The organism is Streptomyces sp. XY006, assembly GCF_002237655.1.
Taxonomy (GTDB): Bacteria; Actinomycetota; Actinomycetes; order Streptomycetales; family Streptomycetaceae; genus Streptomyces; species Streptomyces levis.
Map to the genome: position 1 here is coordinate 1 of NZ_NOKT01000017.1, position 20,543 is coordinate 20,543.

Genomic DNA, 20,543 nt, shown 5'->3' on the forward strand with positions numbered 1-20,543 from the left:
TCCCCCTCCGCGACCACCGCCACCCGGTCCGGATCACGCGCCACCTGCGCCTCGAACGCATCCGGCAACGTCCCCGGCTCCACCGCGACCGCCGTATCGTTCACCCCCCGCACCAACCACTCCCGCTCCTCCGCCGACAGCACCTCCACCGCACTCACCGGCTGCGTCGGATCGTCGTGCAGCTGGTCGAGGATCCGGACCAGCCGGGCGGCGATGACCTCGGCGTCCGCGCGGTCGTAGAGGTGGTGCTGGTGGTCGAGGGAGAGCCGCAGGTAGGGGTCGGAGGCGTTGAGGGTGAGGGGGTAGTGGGAGCCTGCGAAGGGGCGGATGGCGTCGATGGTGAAGCCGGCCGCGAGGTTGGCGTCGACGATGCCCTCGCGGTCGACGGGGTAGTTCTCGAAGACGACGATCGTGTCGAACAGGGCGGGCAGCCCGGCGCCGCGCTGGATGTCGGCGAGGCCGAGGTGGTGGTGGTCGAGCAGCGCGGTCTGCCGGTCCTGGAGGTCGGTGACGAGGTCGCCCACGCTGCGGTCCGGCCGGATCGTCACCCGGGTCGGCAGGGTGTTGATGAACAGGCCGACCATCCCGTCCGAGCCCGGTACGTCCGCCGGGCGGCCGTTGACGGCGGCTCCGAACACCACGTCCTGCTGCCCGGTGAGGGTGGACAGCAGGATTCCCCAGGCGCCCTGGAGGAGGGTGTTGAGGGTGACGCCGAGCTCCGCGGCGCGCCGGGCGAGGCCGCGGCCCTTGTCGATGGACAGGGGCACCTCGATGCGGCCGAGGGCGGACACGTCCTGCTGGAGCGGGGCGTTCGGGGCGACGAGGGTCGGCTGGTCGAATCCGTCGAGCGCGGCGGCCCATCCGGCGGCCGCCGCCTCCCGGTCCCGGGTGGACAGCCATGTCAGGTAGTCGCCGTAGCTGCGGACCGGGGCGAGCTCCTCGCTGCCGGCGTAGAGCCGGATGAGGTCCGTGATCACCACCGGGGAGGACCAGCCGTCGAACAGGGTGTGGTGGGCGGTGATGATCAGCTTGGCCTGCTCCGGCCCGTAGGTGAGCAGGGCGAGGCGGAACAGCGGGGGGCGGGCGGGATCGAGGCGGTCCGCCCGGTCCTCGGCGAGGGCCCTGTCGAGCGCCGCGTCCGTGCCGGCGGCGTCCCGGCCGGTCAGGTCGATGTGCCGCCAGGGCAGCCGGACGTGTTCGGGCACGACCTGCACGGGGTCGCCCCCGGCGGCGGTGAGGAACGCCGACCGCAGGTTCGGATAGCGGTCGAGCAGGGCCTGGCCGGCCGCGCGCATGCGCTCCGGGTCGGCCCGGCCGGACAGGTGCAGCACGAACTGCATGTGGTAGACGTCGAAGGAGCCGTCGGCGAGCGCGGCCTGGAACTGGATGCCGGACTGTCCCGGGGCCTGCGGCCAGACCTCGGTGAGCCGGCCGTAGCGCTGTTCCCAGGTCTCGATCTCGTCCTGTCCCACCGCGACCAGCGGTGCGTCGGCGGGGGTGAGACCGCCGGCCTCGGGGCGGGTGGCGTGCCCGGCCATGCCGTGCAGCACCTCGACCCACAGCCGGGCCAGTTCGGCGGCCCGCTCCCGGGACAGCACGCCCGTGGCGAACATGAAGGCGGTCTGCAGCCGCGGGCCGTCGGCACCGTCCGTGGCGACCGAGTTGACCTCCAGCACGGACAGCGCGGGCAGGTCCGGATCGGGTGCCGGGACCAGCTCGGTGGACCAGGGCGACGGGCCCCAGCCGTTCGCGCGCAGCTCCTCGGGCACGTCGGTGCCGGAGATCCGGCCGAGGTAGTTGAACCCGATCTGCGGTGCCGGGTATCCGGAGAGCTGCCCGGCCGTGTCGGCGTTGAGGTGGCGCAGCAGCCCGTATCCCATGCCCTTGTCGGGGACGGCGCGCAGTTGCTCCTTGACCCGTTTGATCGCGGCCCCGGCCGCGGGGCCGCCCGCGAGCACCTCGGCCCACTCCACTCCCCGTACGTCGATCCGGGCCGGGTGCATGCTGGTGAACCATCCGACGGTCCGCGAGAGATCGGCTCCCGGGACGAGTTCCGTCTCGCGGCCGTGTCCCTCCAGCCGGACCGGCGTGGGTCGGTCCACGCCACGCCAGTGGTCCACCGCCAGGGCCAGCGCGGCGAGCAGCACGTCGGTGGCGGTGCCCCGGTAGGCCGCGGGCAGGGTGGTCAGGACCGCTTCGGTGATCTCGGCGGGCAGCTCCACCCGCACGGTGTCGACGGTGGCCATCACGTCCACCGCCGGGTCGAAGGGCCGGGTGCCGAGCGGCGGGTCGGGCGTCTCCAGCAGGTCCAGCCAGTACGGGAGTTCCGCCTCACGCTGCTCGGAGTACGCCTCCTCCTGCAGCGCCGCCGCCCAGCGCCGGGCGGACGTGCCCACCTCGGGCAGGTCCGGGTTGCGGCCGGCCCGGATGCGCTGCCACGCCTCGGCGAGGTCCGCCATGAGGATGCGCCAGGAGACGCCGTCCACCACCAGGTGGTGCACGACGAGCAGCAGCCGGCCCGCTCCCGACGGGGCGGCGAACCAGACGGCGTCCACCAGGATCCCGGCCTCCGGGTCGAGGCGCCCGGCCGCCGCGTCCAGCTCCGCCCTGGCCGCATGCAGCGCGGCCGGCTCGTCCCAGCGGCCGTCGCAGGGCACCCGGTGGATCAGGTCCGCCGCCCGCACGGTTCCCGCGGGGCGTGCCAGGAGGGCGGGTTCGGGGCCGCGCACCAGCCGCGCACGCAGCAGATCATGCCGGTCGAGCACGGCGTCGAGCGTCGCGGCGAGCCCCTGCTCGTCGATGCCGACGGGCAGTTCGAGCGTCATCGCCATGGCGAACCGGTCGATGCCGCCGCCGTGTTCGAACACGTGCCGGGCCACCGGTGGCAGGGGCATCGGCCCGATGCCGCCGTCCTCGTCCTCGGCGAGGGCGGGGGTGCGGTCCCGGCGGGCGGAGGCCACCTCGGCGAGGCGGGCCGCCGTGCGGCACTCGAAGATCTCCCGCGTGGTGAGGTCCAGGCCGCGGGCCCGGGCCCGCGCCACCACCTGGATGGACCGCAGGCTGTCCCCGCCCACCGCGAAGAAGTCGTCGTCGGCACCGACGCGTTCCACTCCGAGCACGTCGGCGTACGCGGCGGTGATGACGGCCTCGGCCTCGGTGCGCGGCTCCCGGTAGGCCTCCCCGGTGAACTCCGGTTCGGGCAGCGCGGAGCGGTCCAGCTTGCCGGTCGGGCCGAGCGGCATCCGGCCGAGCGCCACGAAGGCGGACGGCACCATGTAGTCGGGCAGCCGTGCCGCGACGAACCGGCGCAGCTCGGCGGGTGAGGCCCCGGCCATCACGTCCACGTCGCCGATGCCGCCGGCGCCGTCGTCGCCGACGGCTCCCTCGCCGGTGTGCACCACGTACGCGACGAGCCGCCGCCCGCCCGACGGCGCTTCCCTGCCGATCACCACGGCCTGGCTGATGCCCGGGTGCTGCAGGCACGCGGCCTCGACCTCGGCGGTCTCGATGCGGAAGCCGCGCACCTTCACCTGGTTGTCGGCCCGGCCCAGGCACTCCAGCTCTCCGCGCGCGTTCCAGCGGGCGAGGTCGCCCGTGCGGTACATCCGCTCGCCCGGCGGGCCGAACGGACTGGCCACGTACCGCTCGGCCGTCATGCCCGGGCGGCCGTGGTAGCCGCGGCCGAGGCAGGTCCCCGCCACGTACAGCTCCCCGGTCACGCCCCGTGGCACCGGGGCGAGCCCTGGGCCGAGGACGTAGGCACGCATGTTGTCCAGGGGTGTGCCGATGGGGGCGACGTCGCCCTGCGGCACCTGCTCGGACGCGGTGAGGGAGAACGTCGTGGCGTAGAAGCTCTCGCTCTGGCCGTAGGAGTTCACCACCTGTACGCCGGGCAGCGCCTCGCGCACCTGGGCGACGAGGGCGGCGGGCAGGACGTCGCCCGCGAAGACGACGGTGCGCACGCCGGTCATCCGGTCCAGGTGGCCGACCAGTTCCGCGAGGACCGAGGGCACCGCGCTGATCACCTGGCCGTCCCAGCCGCCGCGTTCGACGAGGGCCAGCACGTCCGGCACGAGCTCGGCCGTGCCGCCAGTGGTGAGGGTGGTCAGCAACTCGAAGACCGAGACGTCGAAGTTGACCGAGGTGCCGGCCAGCATCCGGAAGCCGGGCGGCGCGTCGAGCACACGGGCCAGGGCCCGCACGCCGTTGACGACGCTGCGGTGGGTGATGGCCGCTCCCTTCGGCGTGCCCGTGGAGCCGGAGGTGTACATCACGTACGCCAGGTTGTCCGAGTGCGGCGTGCCGGTCCGGCCGGGTGCCGGTCCGGACGCGTCCCACTCCGCGCGTCGGTCGAGGTCGACGACCGCCATGGCGTGGGGCGGCAGGGCGGCGGCCGTCGCGGTGTCCGTGACGACGAACCGGGGGCGCGCTTCGGCCAGTACGGTCGCGGCCCGCCCGCCGAGGTGCCGTGGGTCCATCGGCAGGTAGCCGGCGCCGGACTTGAGGACGCCGAGCAGACCGGCGACCAGGTCCTCGGTGCGCGGCAGGGCCAGGACCACCAGGTCCTCGGGTCCGGCGCCGTGCCGGGCGAGTTCACGGGCGATGCCGTCGGCCCGGTCGTCGAGTTCCCGGTAGGTCAGCGTCCGGTCGTCGCACACGACGGCTGGGGTGTCCGGTGTGCGGGCCACTTGCTGCTCGAACAGGCCTGGGACGGTCACCTCCGGCGTCGCGGTCGCCGTGTCGTTGAGCCGGACCAGCAGCAGGTCCCGTTCGGTCGCATCGAGCACGTCGAGCCCGCCGACGCGCTGGTCCGGGTCGGCCACGAGACGCCGCAGGACGCGGACGAAGCGGTGTGCGACGGACTCCGCCGTGGTGGGGTCGAACAGGTCGGTGGCGTACTCCAGGCGGCACCCCGCCCCGCCGGTGCCGTCCGGCAGCATGTCGAAGAACAGGTCGAACTTGGCCGTCGCCGTCTCCAGCCGCTCGGCCCGGACGCGCAGGCCCGGCAGTTCCAGGTCCGGTACGGGCGGCTGCCAGGAGAGCATGACCTGGAAGAACGGGTTGTAGGCGGCGGAGCGTTCGGGGCTGAGCAGTTCCACGAGCCGCTCGAACGGCATGTCCTGGTTGTCGTAGGCGGCGAGGGAGGTGTCCCGTACCCGCTCCAGCAGGTCGCGGAAGGCCGGGTCGCCCGACAGGTCGACGCGCAGGACCCAGGTGTTGACGAAGAAACCGACGAGGTCGCGCAGTTCCTCGTCGGTGCGGCCGGCGATCGGTGCGCCGATCGGGATGTCGTCGCCGCAGCCGAGGTGGTGCAGGAGGACCGCGAGCGCCGCGTGCATGATCATCGACACGGTGGTGCCCTGTTGCGTGGCCAGCCGCTCCACGGACCGGAGCAGTTCGGGCTCCACGGTGAACCGGACCACGTCGCCGTGCGGCCCGACGGCCTTGGGGCGGGGGCGGTCGGTGGGCAGGGCCAGCGGCTGCCGCAGATCGGCCAGCGCCCGCCGCCAGTACTCCAGTTGGCGTGCGGCCAGGCTGGCGGGATCCGACTCGTCGCCGAGCAGGTCCCGCTGCCACAGCGTGTAGTCCGCGTACTGCGCGGCGAGCGGCTCCCACGCCGGGGCCCGGCCCTCGCGGCGGGCACCGTAGGCGAGGGCGAGGTCACGGAACAGGGGCCCGAACGACTCCCCGTCCACCGCGATGTGGTGGGCGACGAGCACGAGGGTGTGCTCGTGCGGCCCGGACCGCAGCAGCCGGGCCCGCAGCGGGACGTCGGCGGCCAGGTCGAAGGGGGCGGTGGCCGTGTCGTGCACGGCAGCCGCCCGCTCCTCCTCCCGCGCGACGCCGGCGACCGGCAGGGTGAGGGGCGCCGTGTCCGGTGGCAGCACGCGCTGGTGCGGGACGCCGTCCTCGTCCTCGGCGATCACCGTGCGCAGAACCTCGTGCCGGTGGACGAGGTCGCGGAGGGCCGACTGCAAGGCGCCCACGTCGAGGTCTCCGGTCAGCCGCAGGGCGAAGGCGCCGTTGTACGTCGACGACGGACCTTCGAACTGGTGCACGAACCACAGCCGACGCTGCGCGAACGACAACGGGATCATTGTTTCTCCAAAATCGGCGGGGCCGCCGCGCAGCGAGCCGTCACTCAGCTCTGGTCGAGCAGCGTCAGCAGGTCGGCGTTGTAGAAGTCGTCGATGGAGCAGGCGCCCGACAGGGTCGAGAAGTAGCGGTCGATCAGGTCCTGGTGGCCGACCAGTTTCCGGAGCATGTCGGTGCGCCCCTCGGGCTTGAGCTCGGCCACGTTCAGGGCGGCCTGGTAGAAGCTGGTGTGGTCCTCGTCGAGGTCCTCCTCGTACCGCTCCAGCGCCGCCTCGAGCGCCCTGGGGTCGTGGAGCCGGTCCCCGATGTGCCGGGTGAGGGTCCGGGCCTGGAGGAAGGCCTCGGTGATGCCGCGGGCGGTGATGGAGTCCTTGTGGTTCACCGCGTCGCCGACCAGGGCCCAGCCGGGGCCGTAGGCCTTGCGGAAGAAGTTCTCCTGGTGCCCCGTGCCGTACAGCTGCTCCACGCGCTCGCCCGCCCGCATCCGCTCGTACAGCTCGGGCGCCGTGGTGCGGAAGGCGTCGAGGTAGGCGGGTTCCACCGCCTTGCGCACCCCCGAGAACTCGTCCTGCGGGAAGTAGGCCATGAGCAGCGTGAGGTCGTCGTTGGTCGGGATGACGCCGATCCAGCGCCCGGGGCGGGCGTAGGACTCGAAGTGCGCGGGCACCCCGGCCCAGTAGCTGTAGTAGGTGCAGGTCTGCCGCGGGTGCTCGACGACGTTGCGCGCGCCGGCCTTGCGGGCCACCAGCGACCGCATGCCGTCCGCGCCCACGACGAGATGGGCCCGCTCCGTGGCCGTGGACCCGCCGGGTGTGGTGTGCCGCACGCCGACGACCCGGTCGCCGTCGAAGATCAGATCGGTGACGGCGCAGGACTCGCGGAACTCCGCTCCGGCCGCGACGGCGCCGCGCGCGAGGATCGGGTCGAGGACGTACCGCCGGGGCGCGTAGGTGGTGCGCTGGCCGTCGACCGGCAGGGAGAAGCCGTCCAGCCGGACACCGGGTGCCTCGTAGCTCTGGTGGTCGATCGGGCGGCAGCCCGCCGCGCGCAGTTCGTCGAGCAGGCCCCACTGCTTCAGCAGGGCCACACCCGGCTGGTGGATGTAGTGCGAGGACAGGGTGTCCTGCGGGAAGCGCGCTTTCTCCAGGAGCAGGACCCGATAACCCCGGCGTGCGAAGAGCATGGCCGTCGGCGCTCCCGCGCAACGGGCACCTATGACAATCACGTCGTACATGGCGCCTCTCTTGCCAGGTGGTCTGTTGTCCGGAGTGTCGCGGAGTGACGCGGCCACCCCTCACGTCCGATGCGGGGGAGCCATCGAGTCCAGGGACCCGATGTAGGCGGAGATCGAGGCGATCGTCGGGTTGAGGAACAGCCGGTCCATCGGCACCTCGACACCCAGCTCGTCGGCGAACGCGCCCTGGATCCTGGCCATGATCAGGGACTGGCCGCCCAGGGCGAAGAAGTTCTGGTCGTCCGCTATGTGGTCGCGCCGGAGTTCCCGGCACCAGATGGCGCGCACGTCGTCGGTGATCATTGGGTTCCCCTCGTCGTCATCGCGGGTCCGCGGGTCAGGCCGCCGTACCCCTGCTGTCGGGGCCGCTGCGGATCGCGTCGAGCAGCGCGGCGCGGTCGACCTTGCCGTGCGGGCTCAGCGGGATGTGCGCGATGCCGACGAACCGGGCCGGGACCATGTTCCGCGGCAAGGACCGCAAGAGGCCCTCACGCACCTCGTCCTCGGCGAGGACGTCTCCCTCCGGCACGACGAACGCGGTCAGTTCGGCCTCGCCCGACTCCGCGGGAGCGACCACGACCGCGGCCTCCCGCACCCCTGCCAGACGGCCGAGCGCCCGCTCGACGTCCGCGGGATCGATGCGCATGCCCCGGATCTTCACCTGCGCGTCGATCCTGCCCAGGACGACCAGGTCCCCGGCCTCCGTCACGTAGCCGCGGTCGCCCGTGCGGTACAGCCGGCGGGGCACGCCGTCGACCTCGACCGAAGTGAACCGCTCGGACTCGGGACCCGAGCCGTTGAGATAGCCCGCGCCGACACCGGTCCCGGCGATGCAGATCTCGCCCCTCTCCCCCGGCGCGACACCGCGCAACTGCTCGTCGAGGAGGAGGATGTCCGTGTTGTACGCGGGCCGGCCCACCGGAGCCGCCTGCCCGTCGCCCGGCCGTTGCCCGGCGAGGTCGTAAGAGGTCGCGACGTCCGTGCACTCGGCGACACCGTACTGGTGCAGGAGGGTGCACGTGGTGCCCTCGCGCGCCGCCCAGTCCGCGATCCGTTCGCTCTTCAGCGGCTCGCCGCCGAACAGCAGGTAGTCCAGCCGGGCGAGTGCGTCTCCGCCCCGCGCGGTCTCCCGGTCCACCAGCAGGTACAGCGTGCTGGAGGCGCAGTGCACCACGCGGATGTCGTGGTCGGTCAGCATGCGGTAGGCCATCATCACGTCGACGTTCCGGCTCGCCATCAGATGCTGGGTGGCGCCGCAGAAGAGCGGAGCCATCAGGCTGCGCTGGGACAGGTCGAACCCGAAGGCGCTGACGACCAGGTGGTGCGAGCCGCGGTGCAGCCCGTACTCGTCCGTCAGCCAGTTCAGCAGGTTGAACCAGCCCTCGTGCCGGATGGCGGTGAGCTTCGGTGTCCCGGTCGAGCCGGAGGTGAAGACCGCGTAGCAGACGTCGTCCCCGGTGACCCGGACGTCGGGGCCGGTGTCGGGGTGGCCGGCCGAAGGACCGGGCAGCCGGCCGAGGTCGACGACCTCGGCGGAGGACGACGCGACCAGCGGGGCCGTCGCCGGGGACGCCACGATCAGGGCGAGATCCGGTATCTGGCCGAGCAGCAGCCGCAGCCTCGCCGCCGGGTAGGCCGGGTCGAGCGGCACATAGGCCGCCCCGGCCTTCAGCGTGCCGAGGACGGCGACGAGCATGTCGATCGAGTAGTCGAGGCAGATCCCGACCTTGGCGCCCCGCCCATGCCCGCGCGCCAGGAGGACGTAGGCGAACCTGTTCGCCTCCGCGTTCAGCTCCGCGTACGTCATCCGGCGCCCGGCACAGAAGACGGCGACGGCGTCGGGGGTGGCCTCGGCGTGCGCCTCGAACCGCCGGTGGACGACGGGCTCCGGGGGCAGGTCGACCCGCTTGCCCTGAAGGATCATCAACTGACTCCGATGTGAGGGACGTGTGGCCGGCCGGGCCGGCCGCACGTCACCGGGGAAGGGGCCGTGGCCGGCGCTCTTGGGAGGTACGCCGGTCGGCGGCGTCGAGCATCCGCGTCACCCACTGCTCCACGGGCAGACCGTGTGCGGCCGCCACCTGCGAGTAGTGGTCCAGTTGTCCGGCGGACAGTTCGATGGTGAGGGTGGCGACCTTTCCGCGCGGTCCGGTGGTGGCACCCGGGGCGCCGGTCCGGGACGCCGTGCGGCGCGTGTCGTCGCCATCGGCCTGGTCCCCCGCCAACGGGGCACCGCCGGCCGACGGGACGGCGCGCGGGACGGATGCGGCCGGGAGAACGCCTCCCGGGGCAGATCCGGCCGCCGCGTGCCGCTCGGCCGGTCCGGCGCGCAGCGCCCTGCGCAGCTCGTTGCGCGACCACTTGAGCCGGTCGGCCTCGTGCAGCCAGTGGTCCTGCTCGTCCGGGGGCAGGCTGGTGACCTCCGCGTGGTGGGCGAAGCTGAGACTGTCCCACCTGCGGTGGTGCTCGAACCGGCGGGCCACCCACGCGTAGTTGCGCAGCGTCTGGTAGTCGAGGCCGGTCCGCTCGACGGCCTCCCGGTAGCGCCGCGCCCCGTAGGTGGTCTCCCCGTAGATCAACCAGTCGCCGAGCCACCACGCCGAGGAGTTCGTGAGCTCGCGCAGGCCGCTCCCGATCCGCTCCCAGGACCGCTCCGGCAGGCCCTGCGGGAAGGTCATCCCCGACGAGCCCACCGTGGCCTGTCCCCCGACGAAGGACAGCACCGCCTCACGCGGCGTGCCTCCTCCGCCGGCTCCCGCCCCGGTCGTCGTGCAGCGGCTCACCGTCGTCACAGGTTGCCCTCCCCACCGTCGTCTCCCCACCGCGGTCCGTACGGCCGGAGTTCAGCCCTCCGCCATCGCCTCGCGCAGGCTCCTCGGGCGCAGGTCCGTCCAGTTCCGCTCGACGTACTCCAGGCACTCGGCCCGGGACGCCTCACCGAAAACCACCCGCCAGCCCGCAGGCGTGTCGACGAACACCGGCCACAGGGAGTGCTGGTCCTCGTCGTTGACCAGCACATGGAAGCGACCGTCTTCGTCATCGAAAGGGTTCGTGCTCATGCCACCGTCCTCGAACGTCGCGGGAGACTCGGCAGGAATAAGCGCCAGGCCGAGTTCGGGAAAGGGTCAGGGGCGGGTTCACCGATCGGCGTCGTCCCGTCGACGGGACATCCCGGCATCCGCAGCGCCCCTGGAATGCCAACGCCAACTTAGGTCTCGGCCGCCGACCTCACAAGGCGGAAGAACACCGGCCCCCCTGCCGCCTGCCGCAATCTGTATCCGCCGGGATTCTTGTGCCACCATGACCGATCAGCGGCCCGGGGCGGGCACACCCGTATTCGGGCCGGCCCATTTCCCACCTCGGGCCGGGACCGTCCTGCAAAAGGTCGGTCGAAGGTTTCTCTTCTTCACCGTTCCGCACCGGACGACTACCAGGGTGGATACGCACCGACGCATGCCCCACCTGCGCGCGAGCACCGGTTTCTCCTTTTCACCGGTATTCCGCGTCCGGCCCGCGCCATGCGGTTTCCCTTTCCGCGGGAAGCCTTTCGGTGTGTTCCGCACGCATGACGGCAGAAAGCCCCTCGACGGACCTACGACTGGTGATCGGACTTGACGTCAGAATCCGAGTACACGACAGACCCAGACGACGACATGCGGCGGTCGCTGTTGCGCCACATGCTGGTGGCGAGGGGCATCGACGAGGAGGCCCGGCAGCTGCAGAAGCAGGGAGCGCTGGACCTCTGGTTGTCCTGCCAGGGGCAGGAGGCCGCTCAGGTGGGCTCCGCGCTCGCCGTCGGCCCGGACCCGACCGTCTTCCCCAGCTACCGCGAACACGCCGTCGCCCTCCTGCGCGGCGTGACGCCCGCCGAACTGGTCGCGCAGTGGGGCGGCCGGACCTTCTGCGGCTGGGACCCGCTCGGTCTCCGCTTCTTCCCCTACACCCTGGTGCTGGCCGCGCAGACGCTGCACGGCGTCGGCTACTCGATCGGGCGACGGCTGCAGGGCCGCGAGGACTTCGTCGTCGTGTACATCGGGGACGGCGCCACCAGCGAGGGCGACATGTCGGAGGCGATGAACCTCGCCGCCGTCGAGTCGGCTTCCGTGCTGTTCGTCTGCCAGAACAACGGCTGGGCCATCTCGAAGCCGGCCCGGGAGCAGATGCGCACCTCGCTGGCCGAGCGTGCCCGGGGCTTCGGGATCGAGGCCGAGCGGATCCCGGGCGGGGATCCGGAGACCGTCTTCTCCGCCTGCTCGCGGGCCGCCGCCCACATCCGCGCGGAACGCTCACCCCGGCTCGTCGAGATCGAGGTGGCACGCATGCACGGCCACTCGACCTCCGACGCCCAGGAGATCTACCGCACCGGCGAGGACATCGCACAGGCCCGAGCGGCGGACCCGGTGACCGCCTATGCGGCCCGGCTGCGGGCCTCGGGCCTGGTGGACGCCGCGTGGTTCGACGGCGTCGAGGCGGAAGTCCGGGTGCTGCGCGAGCAGTTGATGAAGGAGTACACGTGATGAGCACCGCGTCCGTGCCCCTGGCGGAGTCGATCAACACGACCCTCGCCGACCTGCTCGACCAGGATCCCGCACTGCTGCTGCTCGGCGAGGACATCGGCCGGCTCGGGGGCGTCTTCCGGGTGACCCGGGGCCTGCGGGACCGCTTCGGAGCGGACCGGGTGCGCGACTCGCTCCTCGCCGAGTCCACGATCGTCGGCCAGGCGGTCGGCCTCGCGATGAGCGGGCTGGTCCCGGTCTGTGAGATCCAGTTCGACGGGTTCACCTATCCGGCGGTGAACCAGCTGGTGACCCAGGCGGCCCGGATCGGCGATCGGTGGAACGGCCAGGTCAGCCCGAACCTGGTGGTGCGCATCCCGAGCGGCGGCGGCGTCCGGGGCGTCGAGCACCACAGCGAGTCCAACGAGGCGCTGTTCGCCCGCGTTCCGGGGCTGTCCGTGGCGTGCCCGTCCACGGGCGAGGACGCCGACCAGATCCTGCGGTACGCGGTACGGCTCGGTTCCCCCGTGGTGATGTACGAACCGATCCGCCTGTACTGGCGGCGGAACACACCCGTCCGGGATGCCCGGCCCGCGAAGTCGCCGACCGCGGCCCGGGTGGTGCGGCGCGGCACGGACCTGACGATCGTCACCTATGGCGCGGTCACCCATGAGGTGCTGCAGGCGGCGCACGCCCTCGCCCCCGCTGTGGACGTCGAGGTGGTGGACCTGCGCTGGGTGGCCCCGCTCGACATGGACACGGTGATGGAGTCCGTCGCCGGCACCGGGCGGCTGCTGATCGTGCACGAGGGGACCAAGGACGTCGGCATCGGCTCCGAGATCGCCGCGTTCGTGGCCGAGCACGGATTCGGTGTTCTGCGCGCCCCGGTCCGCCGGCTGGCTCCCGCCCGCCGGGCCTATCCCCCGGCGGATTTCGAGAAGGACTACCTGATCGGTGTGCAGCAGATCACGGACGAGGTGCAGGTGATGACGGAGTGACCGACTCCCCGGTGGACATGTACGTTCCCAGCTTCGGCCACGGCCTCGGCGAGGCCCTGCTCATCGAGTGGGTCGCCGCCGTCGGCGACCTGGTCGAGCGGGGGGACGTCATCGCGGTCGTGGAGACCGACAAGGCCAGCACGGAGATCGTGGCGGAGGTCCCGGGACGGGTCACGGCCCATTCCGCGACGGTCGGCACGGTCCTGAAGTCCGGTGAGCCCCTGTACCGGCTGGCGGCCGGGCAGCCCGGCCCCGCATGAGATGCCCGACACCCCGGCCCTGTGAGCCATTTCCCGAACGGAGAACGAGCATGAGTGACATCGAGAGCCGTATCACGGACACGATGCTGGCCAAGCTGCGCGAGCGCGACCCGGCCCTGGGGCCCGAGGACCTCACCCGGCCGGTCGCCGACCTCGACCTCGACTCCCTCGACCTGGTCGAGCTGCACCAGCAGCTGGAGCGTGAACTCCAGGTCAAGGGCGACCTGCAGGAGACCGCGGCCTTCGCCTTCCTGGACGACTTCAGCAGCTATTTCGTGAAGCTGGCGAACGGGCAGTGAGCGCCGGCATCGTCGATGTCGCCACGGCCAAACCCGGGCGGACGGTCACCAACGACGACTTCGCGTCGATCGGCCTCACCGACGAGTGGATCCGGCGCCGCAGCGGTATCGCGTCCCGCTCGTGGCTGCCGGACGGCATGCCGCTGACGGACGTCGCCGCGGAGGCGTGTGCGCCGATCGTGACACGGTTGCCGGACCCGTCCTCGATCGGCGCTCTGGTCGTCGTCAGCACATCGGTGCGCCAACGCGTCCCGGGCATCGCGCAGCAGGTGGCGCGACAGGCCGGCCTGGACTCCGCGGTGCTGGCCTTCGACATGAACGCCGCCTGCTGCGGCTTCGTCTACGGACTGGTCGCCGGGCTCTCGCTGTGCGAGTCGGGACAGGCGCGCTCGGTTCTGGTGTGTTCGGTGGAGGCCATGTCCCGGCTGGTGGACCGCACGGACCGGCAGACGGCGTGCATCTTCGCCGACGGCGCCGCGGCCGTCCTGCTGGAGGACCGCGCGCCGTTCGCGCCCTTCCGGCAGGTCGCCGGCTGCGACGGCTCGCAGGAAGCGCTCATGCGGGAGACCGGTGAGGGCGGTATCCACCTGGACGGCATGCAGGTGTACGACCGGGCCGTGCGCCGCATGTCGGAGTCCGCGCAGTACCTCTTCGATCACGGCCCCGCGCCGACCGTCCTGGTCGGCCATCAGGCCAACGGCCGCATCCTGGAGCAGGTCCGCGGCTTCACCACCCATCTCGGCGTGCCCTTCGTGAACCGGATCGAGCATTCCGGCAACACGTCGTCCGCCTCCATCCCCCTGGCCTTCGCCGAGGAGCTGGACTCCGGCTCCCTGCCCGCCTCGGGGCGGCTCGGAGCCGTCGCGTACGGCGCCGGCGAGGCGTGGGGCGGGGTCGCGGTGGACTACCGGGTGCCGGGCACCGCGGCCCGCTGACCGCGCCCGTCCCGGACCCGCACTCGAACTCTGGAGGTTGTCATCTACTCGCCCGATGCCTGGGTCCTGCGCTCCGGCGCGATGACCGGCCCTCACGACGGCAGTCCCGGCAGCGCGCTCCGGCGCGACGTGTTCACCTTCGGCCCGCTGGAGGAGGGCGAGGCCCTGGTGGAGCCGATCCTCGGCTCCTGGGAGGCCAACGTCGACCACGCGCTGGCCCGTTCACCGATCGACGTGTGCAGCAGCCGCGGCGAGGACGTGGTGGTCGTCGGCAACATGGGAGTGGTACGCGTGCTTCAGGTGAACGCGGGCGGCCGGGACACCCGGGTCCGCGAGGGAGACCTGTGCATGCTGATGCCGTTCGGGAAGCTCGACCGCTTCGGCTACGCCGAACTCGCCTACGCCTACGACGCCCCGCACACCATCGGCCTGCTGGCCAAGCAGTCGAAGATGGACGTGCGGGTGCTGCTGCCCATCCCCGACGGCACCCCGTACTCGCTGGCCCAGTGGGCCACGTACGGGCGCTACTACACGGCCTGGGACAACTGGCACAAGGCCTATGGCTGCTGGCGCACCCAGGTCACCGACGACCCGGCGAACCACCTGGTGTTCGGCTGGGGCGGCGGAGTGGCCTTCGCCGAACTGCTGCTGGCCAAGCGTGCCGGATTCCGGGTGGCGATGACGGCGGGCTCCGACGAGCGGGTCGCCTTCCTGCGCGAGAACGGGATCACCCCGGTGGACCGCCGTCTGTTCCCCGACCTCTCGCTGCCCACCCGGGAGCAGCGCACGGACCGCGAACGCCACCAGCGGCGCCGGGACTCGGTGCGCAGGTTCGGGGAGCTGATCGACGAGCTGAGCGACGGCCACGGGGTCGCGATCTTCGTGGACAACATCGGCCAGCCCCTGTACGACATCACCCTGGCCTCGCTGGCGCGCGCGGGGGTCGTCACCACCTGCGGCTGGAAGGCGGGGATGCGCTTGACGCATCTGCGGGGCGCCGAGTCCATCAGCCGCCACATCCTCGTGAACACCCACGTGTGGCAGTTGCAGGAATCTCCCGCCATCCGCGACTTCCAGGAGGCCGAGGGCTGGATCGCGCCGAAGGGCTCGGAGGTCGTCTACGACTTCGACCGGGTGCCGGAGCTGGCCGACGACTACGCCCAGGGCCGGATCGCCTCGTACTTCCCGATGTACCACGTGAACCCGGTCTGACGGGCCCGAAGGGAGAAGGTGCCATGACAGCGGAACTGCTCGCCCGGGTGCGGGACTTCGTCGCGACCGAGCTGACCGGGAAGGACGAGCACTTCGACGCCCTGCCGGAGCAGCCCACCCTCGAGGCGGCCCGGCTGCACGACCTCGGCCTGGCCAACTGGTGGGTGCCCCCGCAGTACGGAGGGCTGGGCCTGTCCGTGACGGACAGCGTCGACGTGGTGTCGGAACTCGCCTACGGTGACGCCGGGTTCGCCTTCGGTGCCTTTCTGCCGGTCCTGGGCGGAGTGATGCTCCAGCACTTCGGCGGCGAGGAACTGGCCCGCCCGGCCCTGGAGTCCCTGGTGACCGAGGGCGGCCGGATCGCCGTGCTCGGCAGTGAGGAGGAGGCCGGCAGCGAGCTGGTCAGGATCACCACCACCTTCCGCGTGGAAGGTGACCGGCTGGTGCTCAGCGGCGACAAGTACTTCTCGACCAACACCGACGCGGCCGGGCTGCTACTGGTCCTCGCCCGGTCCGCCGACGACGCCGCGGACTTCGCGATCGTCGCGGTACCGCGCGACACGCCCGGGGTCGAGATCGTCAAGCGCTGGGACCTGCTCGGCGTCCGGGGTGCCGGAACCTACCGGGTCCGTCTGGACGATTGCGCCGTTCCCGCCACGCACCGCCTCCACGGCAGCGGGCTGCGCATCCTCGAGGCGAGCCTGAACGCGAGCCGCATCCTGATCGCCGCCTGCGCGGTGGGCATCGCCAGGCGCGTGCGGGACCTGGCAATGGACTACGCGGCCGGTAAGACGCTCCGGGGCGCCCCGCTCACCGAGAACGCCGTGTTCGCCGGGAAGCTCGGGCAGATGGAGACGCTCATCGACGTGATGCGCAACCAGTGCCGGGCGGCCGCGGCGGAGTTCGACGACCGTCTCGAAGCGGCCGCGAGCGGAGGAGCCGGCCTGCACCGGGTGGGCACGCTGCGTTCCGCGCTGGCCGCCAAGCTCTTCTGCGGCCAGGCGGGCTGGGAGGTGGTGTCGACCGGCTCGGAGCTGTTCGGCGGTCTCGGCTACACGCAGGACCATCCGGTGGGCAAGCTCGTCCGCGACATGCGGTACGTGGCCATCGTCGAGGGCGGCGAGGACATCATGCGAGACCTCGTCTACGCCCGCTATGTGGTTCCTGCCCGCAAGCGGCGGTGAGCGGCGGGCCCGGACGGCATCCGTCGCCTTGAGCACCCCGGACCGGTGCGATCGCGCTGACCCGCGATCGCACCGGTCCGTCGCCTCTTCGGCCCCCGTCCCCGGCCGGCCCGGGTCGCCGCCTGCCGGCCGCCGTGCCGACCGTGCCGGGCACCGTCCGCGGCCGGGGCGTCGCTGCTTCCGCCTGATCACCGCGGTAGGCCACTGGGTCCGGTCGATGCGCGGTGCGGCCCTGACATCACGGGGCGGCATGGATGGCACCATGCGGCACCATCCGGCGCCATCCGGCGTGTTCACCCACGCGGGAGCGCCCGTGTCACCCAGCAGCGCCAAGAGGGCTCCGTGCGCCGGTTCTCGCCCCGGAAAGGGCACTCGTCCGGAAACTGTCACCCACATAGCGCCATACAGGCTTGCGCGCGGCGCCATTGTGGTGCCATGCTGACGGCATGGACCTCAGCCCGTATGTCGACACACTCCGCCGTGAACTCGCGGTGGCCGCCGAAGCCGGAGGGGAGGAAGCTCGCGAGCTCGCCGAGCGCCTTACCGCCCCGCTGGAGTCGGCGACCCGCCTGACCCTGCTCAACGTCCTGTCCGCCGCCATGGACGAGATCACGCGTGAGCTCGCCCCCGGCTCGGTCGATGTACGGCTGCGCGGTCTGGAGCCCGACTTCGTCGTGACGCCCCCGCCCGCCGACGACACCACCCCCGAACCGGTCAAGACCGTCGAACCACCCGTGGCGCAGGTGCCGGCCGACAGTGAGGGCGGCGGCCCGGCCCGCATCAACCTGCGTCTGCCCGCCCACCTCAAGGCCCGCGCCGAGGAGGCGGCGAACCGCGAGGGCCTCTCGGTCAACGCCTGGCTGGTCCGGGCGGTGGCCGCCGCGGTCGAGGGCGGCACCCCGGCGCGCGCCACGGAGAAGACCCGCACGGTCGGACAGAGCCTGACGGGCTGGGTGCGCTAGCCCCGCCCGCGTCCGCACCGCGCCACACCACACCACGTCCCACCAGCGGGGGCGGCCCGACGACCCACGAGGACAGTACCGCCATGCCTTCTTTCGACACGCCCGAGCCCATCTCGGTCACGGCCCACGTCTACTCCGGATCCATCCGGTTCACCGCCGGCGACCGCACGGACACCGTCGTCTCGGTGGAGCCCCGCGACCCCAAGCGCGACCAGGACACGCGAGTGGTGGAGCAGACCGAGATCTCCTTCGCCAACGGCACTCTGACCATCCGGACCCCCAAGGCCAACCTCGTCGGGCGCTCCGGCACCGTCGACGTGACGGTGGAACTGCCCACGGGCTCGCACATCGACGTCTCCGGCGCCAGTGCCGAGCTGCTCGGCGAGGGGCGGCTGGGCGAGGTCCGCCTCAAGACCTCGGCCGGCGACGTCCGGCTCGACACGACCGGACCGCTCCACCTGTCCGCCTCGCACGGCTCGATCACCGTGGACCGGGTCGAGGGCATGGCCGAGATCACCACCAACTCCGGCAATCTGCGCGTCGGAGTCGTGAACGGGCCCGCTGTCCTGAAGAACTCCCACGGCAGCACCACCGTGGACGCCGTGACCGGCGAACTGCGCGTGAACGGCGTCAACGGTGGTGTCGACATCGCGCGGGTCGAGTCCTCGGTCACCGGCACCACCACCAACGGTCACCTGCGCGTCGGCGACGTCGCCCGCGGCACCGTTCACCTGGAGACCTCCAACGGCCCGATCGAGGTCGGCGTGCGCGAGGGCACCGCCGCCTGGCTTGACGTCAGCTCCAAGCGGGGGCAGGTGCGCAACACGCTTGCGGCGTCCGAGGCGCCGGAGGAGACCGAGGAGACCGTCCGGGTCCACGCACGATCCAACTGGGGCAACATCGACATCCGCCGCGCCCGGGCCTGAGCACCAACAGCCCGCCGCTCATCCCCGTCACTTCAGCCTCCGAAAGGGAGTGCTCCATGTCTTCTCCTGTCATGCCCACGTCCAGGAAGGGTGAGAGCGCGCCACCCCCGGCCGCGATCTCGGCTGTCGGGCTGCGCAAGTCCTTCGGCGACAAGACCGTTCTGGACGGCATCGACCTGCACATCCCGACCGGGTCCGTGTTCGCCCTGCTCGGTCCGAACGGCGCGGGCAAGACCACCGCCGTCAAGATCCTCTCCACGCTCATCACGGCCGACGCCGGTGAACTGCGCGTCGGTGGCCACGACGTCGCCGCCGAGCCGCAGGCCGTACGCGCGGCGATCGGCGTCACCGGCCAGTTCTCCGCGGTCGACGGCCTGATCACGGGTGAGGAGAACATGCTCCTCATGGCGGACCTGCAGCACCTGCCCAAGCAGGAGGGCCGGCGGGTCGCTGCCGAACTGCTGGAGCGCTTCGACCTCACCGACGCGGCGAAGAAGCCCGCCTCGACCTACTCCGGCGGCATGAAGCGCCGGCTGGACCTGGCCATGACCCTGGTGGGCGACCCGCGGATCATCTTCCTGGACGAGCCCACCACCGGGCTCGACCCGCGCTCCCGGCACAACATGTGGCAGATCATCCGCGAGCTGCTCGCCGACGGCGTCACGGTCTTCCTCACCACCCAGTACCTCGAGGAGGCCGACGAACTCGCCGACCGCATCGCCGTCCTGAACAACGGCAAGATCGCCGCCGAGGGAAGCGCCGAGGAGCTGAAGCGGCTCATCCCGGGCGGGCACATCCGCCTGCGCTTCACCGACCCGGCGGCCTACCAGACCGCCGTCGCCACGCTGAGCGTCGCCAACCGCGACGACGAGGCGCTGGCCCTGCGCATCCCCAGCGACGGCAGCCAGCGCGAACTGCGCTCCCTCCTCGACTGGCTGGACTCGGTCGGTGTCGAGGCGGACGAGCTGTCCGTGCACACCCCCGACCTCGACGACGTCTTCTTCGCTCTGACCGGCGACACCGACCAGCACAAGGAGGCTGCCCGATGAGCGCCCTCTCCCTCGTCGTCCGCGACTCGAACACGATGCTGCGCCGCAACCTGCTGCACGCCCGGCGCTATCCGTCCCTCACGCTGAACCTGTTGCTCACCCCGGTCATGATGCTGCTGCTCTTCGTCTACATCTTCGGCGACGTGCTGAGCGCGGGCATCGGCGGCGGCGGCGCGGACCGCTCCGAGTACATCGCCTACATCGTCCCCGGCATCCTGCTGATGACCATCGGCAGCACCGTGATCGGGGCCGCCGTGTCGGTCTCCACGGACATGTCCGAGGGCATCATCGCCCGCTTCCGCACGATGGCGATCCACCGCGGCTCGGTGCTCATCGGGCACGTGGTCGGCAGCGTGCTGCAGGTGCTCTTCAGCCTGATCCTCGTCGGCGCCGTCGCCGCGCTCATCGGCTTCCGGTCCACCGACGCCACCGCGCTGGAGTGGCTGGCGGCCTTCGGACTGCTCGCACTGTTCGCCCTGGCGCTCACCTGGATCGCGGTCGGCATGGGCCTGGCCAGTCCGAACGCCGAGGCGGCCAGCAACATGGCCATGCCGCTGATCCTGTTGCCGCTCATCTCCAGCGCCTTCATCCCGGCCGACACCATGCCGGGCTGGTTCCAGCCGATCGCCGAGTACCAGCCCTTCACCCCGGCCATCGAGACCCTGCGCGGCCTGCTCCTCGGCACCGAGATCGGCAACAACGGGTGGCTCGCCATCGCCTGGTGCGTGGGCCTGTCCGCCCTCGGCTACTTCTGGTCGAAGTCTCTGTTCAACCGCGACCCGCGGTAACCGGGCCGCACCCGCGGCCGAGCACGACCCGCTCCCGGACGGAGGGCGGCGGGCGCCGAGACCACCTCGGCGCCCGCCGCCCTCCCGGCGTTCCCGCGGGACGA

The 20,543-nt window shown here is 72.0% G+C and carries 17 protein-coding genes; 11 read left to right on the plus strand and 6 right to left on the minus strand.

Annotated elements, in window-relative coordinates; translation table 11 throughout:
• The 6 genes from CHR28_RS20465 to CHR28_RS20490 all read right to left on the minus strand — a co-directional run.
• On the minus strand, positions 1-6,098 hold a 6,098-nt coding region (locus CHR28_RS20465), incomplete at its 3' end, for a non-ribosomal peptide synthetase (RefSeq protein ID WP_107473135.1).
• A 44-nt stretch (positions 6,099-6,142) separates the two neighbouring features.
• The gene (locus CHR28_RS20470; protein WP_094055118.1) at positions 6,143-7,330 is read right to left on the minus strand and encodes an NAD(P)/FAD-dependent oxidoreductase; all 1,188 of its coding nucleotides are present in this window, start codon (positions 7,328-7,330) and stop codon (positions 6,143-6,145) included.
• A 60-nt stretch (positions 7,331-7,390) separates the two neighbouring features.
• Positions 7,391-7,633, minus strand: coding sequence for an acyl carrier protein (locus CHR28_RS20475; protein ID WP_094055119.1), 243 nt, complete (start codon positions 7,631-7,633; stop codon positions 7,391-7,393).
• A gap of 34 nt (positions 7,634-7,667) precedes the next feature.
• Entirely contained in the window at positions 7,668-9,254 is a 1,587-nt protein-coding gene (locus CHR28_RS20480) for an amino acid adenylation domain-containing protein (protein WP_094055120.1), read from the minus strand.
• Between the two features lie 49 nt (positions 9,255-9,303).
• Positions 9,304-10,122, minus strand: coding sequence for an LmbU family transcriptional regulator (locus CHR28_RS20485; RefSeq protein ID WP_306437574.1), 819 nt, complete (start codon positions 10,120-10,122; stop codon positions 9,304-9,306).
• A 51-nt stretch (positions 10,123-10,173) separates the two neighbouring features.
• A complete protein-coding gene (locus CHR28_RS20490; RefSeq protein ID WP_094055121.1) occupies positions 10,174-10,389 on the minus strand; it encodes an MbtH family protein in 216 nt (71 codons plus the stop codon).
• Between the two features lie 552 nt (positions 10,390-10,941).
• Here CHR28_RS20490 and CHR28_RS20495 point away from each other — a divergent pair.
• The 11 genes from CHR28_RS20495 (at position 10,942) to CHR28_RS20545 (ending at position 20,439) form a co-directional block, all read left to right on the plus strand.
• A complete protein-coding gene (locus CHR28_RS20495; protein ID WP_256984318.1) occupies positions 10,942-11,847 on the plus strand; it encodes a thiamine pyrophosphate-dependent dehydrogenase E1 component subunit alpha in 906 nt (301 codons plus the stop codon).
• Entirely contained in the window at positions 11,847-12,824 is a 978-nt protein-coding gene (locus CHR28_RS20500; RefSeq protein WP_094055122.1) for an alpha-ketoacid dehydrogenase subunit beta, read from the plus strand. Before CHR28_RS20495 ends, CHR28_RS20500 begins: the two co-directional genes overlap by 1 nt.
• Positions 12,821-13,084: a lipoyl domain-containing protein gene (locus CHR28_RS20505; protein ID WP_256984319.1), complete on the plus strand. Its 264-nt coding sequence runs from the start codon at positions 12,821-12,823 to the stop codon at positions 13,082-13,084. The genes CHR28_RS20500 and CHR28_RS20505 overlap by 4 nt, the downstream gene beginning before the upstream one ends.
• Positions 13,085-13,134: 50 nt before the next feature.
• Complete coding sequence (locus CHR28_RS20510; protein WP_094055123.1) at positions 13,135-13,383, plus strand: phosphopantetheine-binding protein; 249 nt, start codon at positions 13,135-13,137, stop codon at positions 13,381-13,383.
• On the plus strand, positions 13,380-14,318 hold the full coding sequence (locus CHR28_RS20515) for a ketoacyl-ACP synthase III (protein ID WP_094055124.1): 939 nt from the start codon (positions 13,380-13,382) through the stop codon (positions 14,316-14,318). Before CHR28_RS20510 ends, CHR28_RS20515 begins: the two co-directional genes overlap by 4 nt.
• Positions 14,319-14,399: 81 nt before the next feature.
• Complete coding sequence (locus CHR28_RS20520; RefSeq protein WP_094055125.1) at positions 14,400-15,530, plus strand: zinc-binding dehydrogenase; 1,131 nt, start codon at positions 14,400-14,402, stop codon at positions 15,528-15,530.
• Positions 15,531-15,553: 23 nt separating this feature from the next.
• Entirely contained in the window at positions 15,554-16,714 is a 1,161-nt protein-coding gene (locus CHR28_RS20525) for an acyl-CoA dehydrogenase family protein (RefSeq protein ID WP_094055126.1), read from the plus strand.
• A 446-nt stretch (positions 16,715-17,160) separates the two neighbouring features.
• On the plus strand, positions 17,161-17,676 hold the full coding sequence (locus tag CHR28_RS20530) for a toxin-antitoxin system HicB family antitoxin (RefSeq protein ID WP_094055127.1): 516 nt from the start codon (positions 17,161-17,163) through the stop codon (positions 17,674-17,676).
• Between the two features lie 83 nt (positions 17,677-17,759).
• A complete protein-coding gene (locus CHR28_RS20535) occupies positions 17,760-18,602 on the plus strand; it encodes a DUF4097 family beta strand repeat-containing protein (protein ID WP_094055128.1) in 843 nt (280 codons plus the stop codon).
• 56 nt (positions 18,603-18,658) lie between these two features.
• Entirely contained in the window at positions 18,659-19,651 is a 993-nt protein-coding gene (locus CHR28_RS20540; RefSeq protein WP_094055129.1) for an ATP-binding cassette domain-containing protein, read from the plus strand.
• Complete coding sequence (locus CHR28_RS20545) at positions 19,648-20,439, plus strand: ABC transporter permease (protein ID WP_094055130.1); 792 nt, start codon at positions 19,648-19,650, stop codon at positions 20,437-20,439. The genes CHR28_RS20540 and CHR28_RS20545 overlap by 4 nt, the downstream gene beginning before the upstream one ends.
• Positions 20,440-20,543 lie beyond the last annotated feature (104 nt).

Coding starts and splice junctions, on each gene's coding strand:
- CHR28_RS20470 (WP_094055118.1), bottom strand. CDS start 7,330: ATGTACGACGTGATTGTCATAGGTGCCCGTTGCGCGGGAGCGCCGACG.
- CHR28_RS20475 (WP_094055119.1), bottom strand. CDS start 7,633: ATGATCACCGACGACGTGCGCGCCATCTGGTGCCGGGAACTCCGGCGC.
- CHR28_RS20480 (WP_094055120.1), bottom strand. CDS start 9,254: ATGATCCTTCAGGGCAAGCGGGTCGACCTGCCCCCGGAGCCCGTCGTC.
- CHR28_RS20490 (WP_094055121.1), bottom strand. CDS start 10,389: ATGAGCACGAACCCTTTCGATGACGAAGACGGTCGCTTCCATGTGCTG.
- CHR28_RS20500 (WP_094055122.1), top strand. CDS start 11,847: ATGAGCACCGCGTCCGTGCCCCTGGCGGAGTCGATCAACACGACCCTC.
- CHR28_RS20510 (WP_094055123.1), top strand. CDS start 13,135: ATGAGTGACATCGAGAGCCGTATCACGGACACGATGCTGGCCAAGCTG.
- CHR28_RS20520 (WP_094055125.1), top strand. CDS start 14,400: ATGACCGGCCCTCACGACGGCAGTCCCGGCAGCGCGCTCCGGCGCGAC.
- CHR28_RS20525 (WP_094055126.1), top strand. CDS start 15,554: ATGACAGCGGAACTGCTCGCCCGGGTGCGGGACTTCGTCGCGACCGAG.
- CHR28_RS20530 (WP_094055127.1), top strand. CDS start 17,161: ATGGACCTCAGCCCGTATGTCGACACACTCCGCCGTGAACTCGCGGTG.
- CHR28_RS20535 (WP_094055128.1), top strand. CDS start 17,760: ATGCCTTCTTTCGACACGCCCGAGCCCATCTCGGTCACGGCCCACGTC.
- CHR28_RS20540 (WP_094055129.1), top strand. CDS start 18,659: ATGTCTTCTCCTGTCATGCCCACGTCCAGGAAGGGTGAGAGCGCGCCA.
- CHR28_RS20545 (WP_094055130.1), top strand. CDS start 19,648: ATGAGCGCCCTCTCCCTCGTCGTCCGCGACTCGAACACGATGCTGCGC.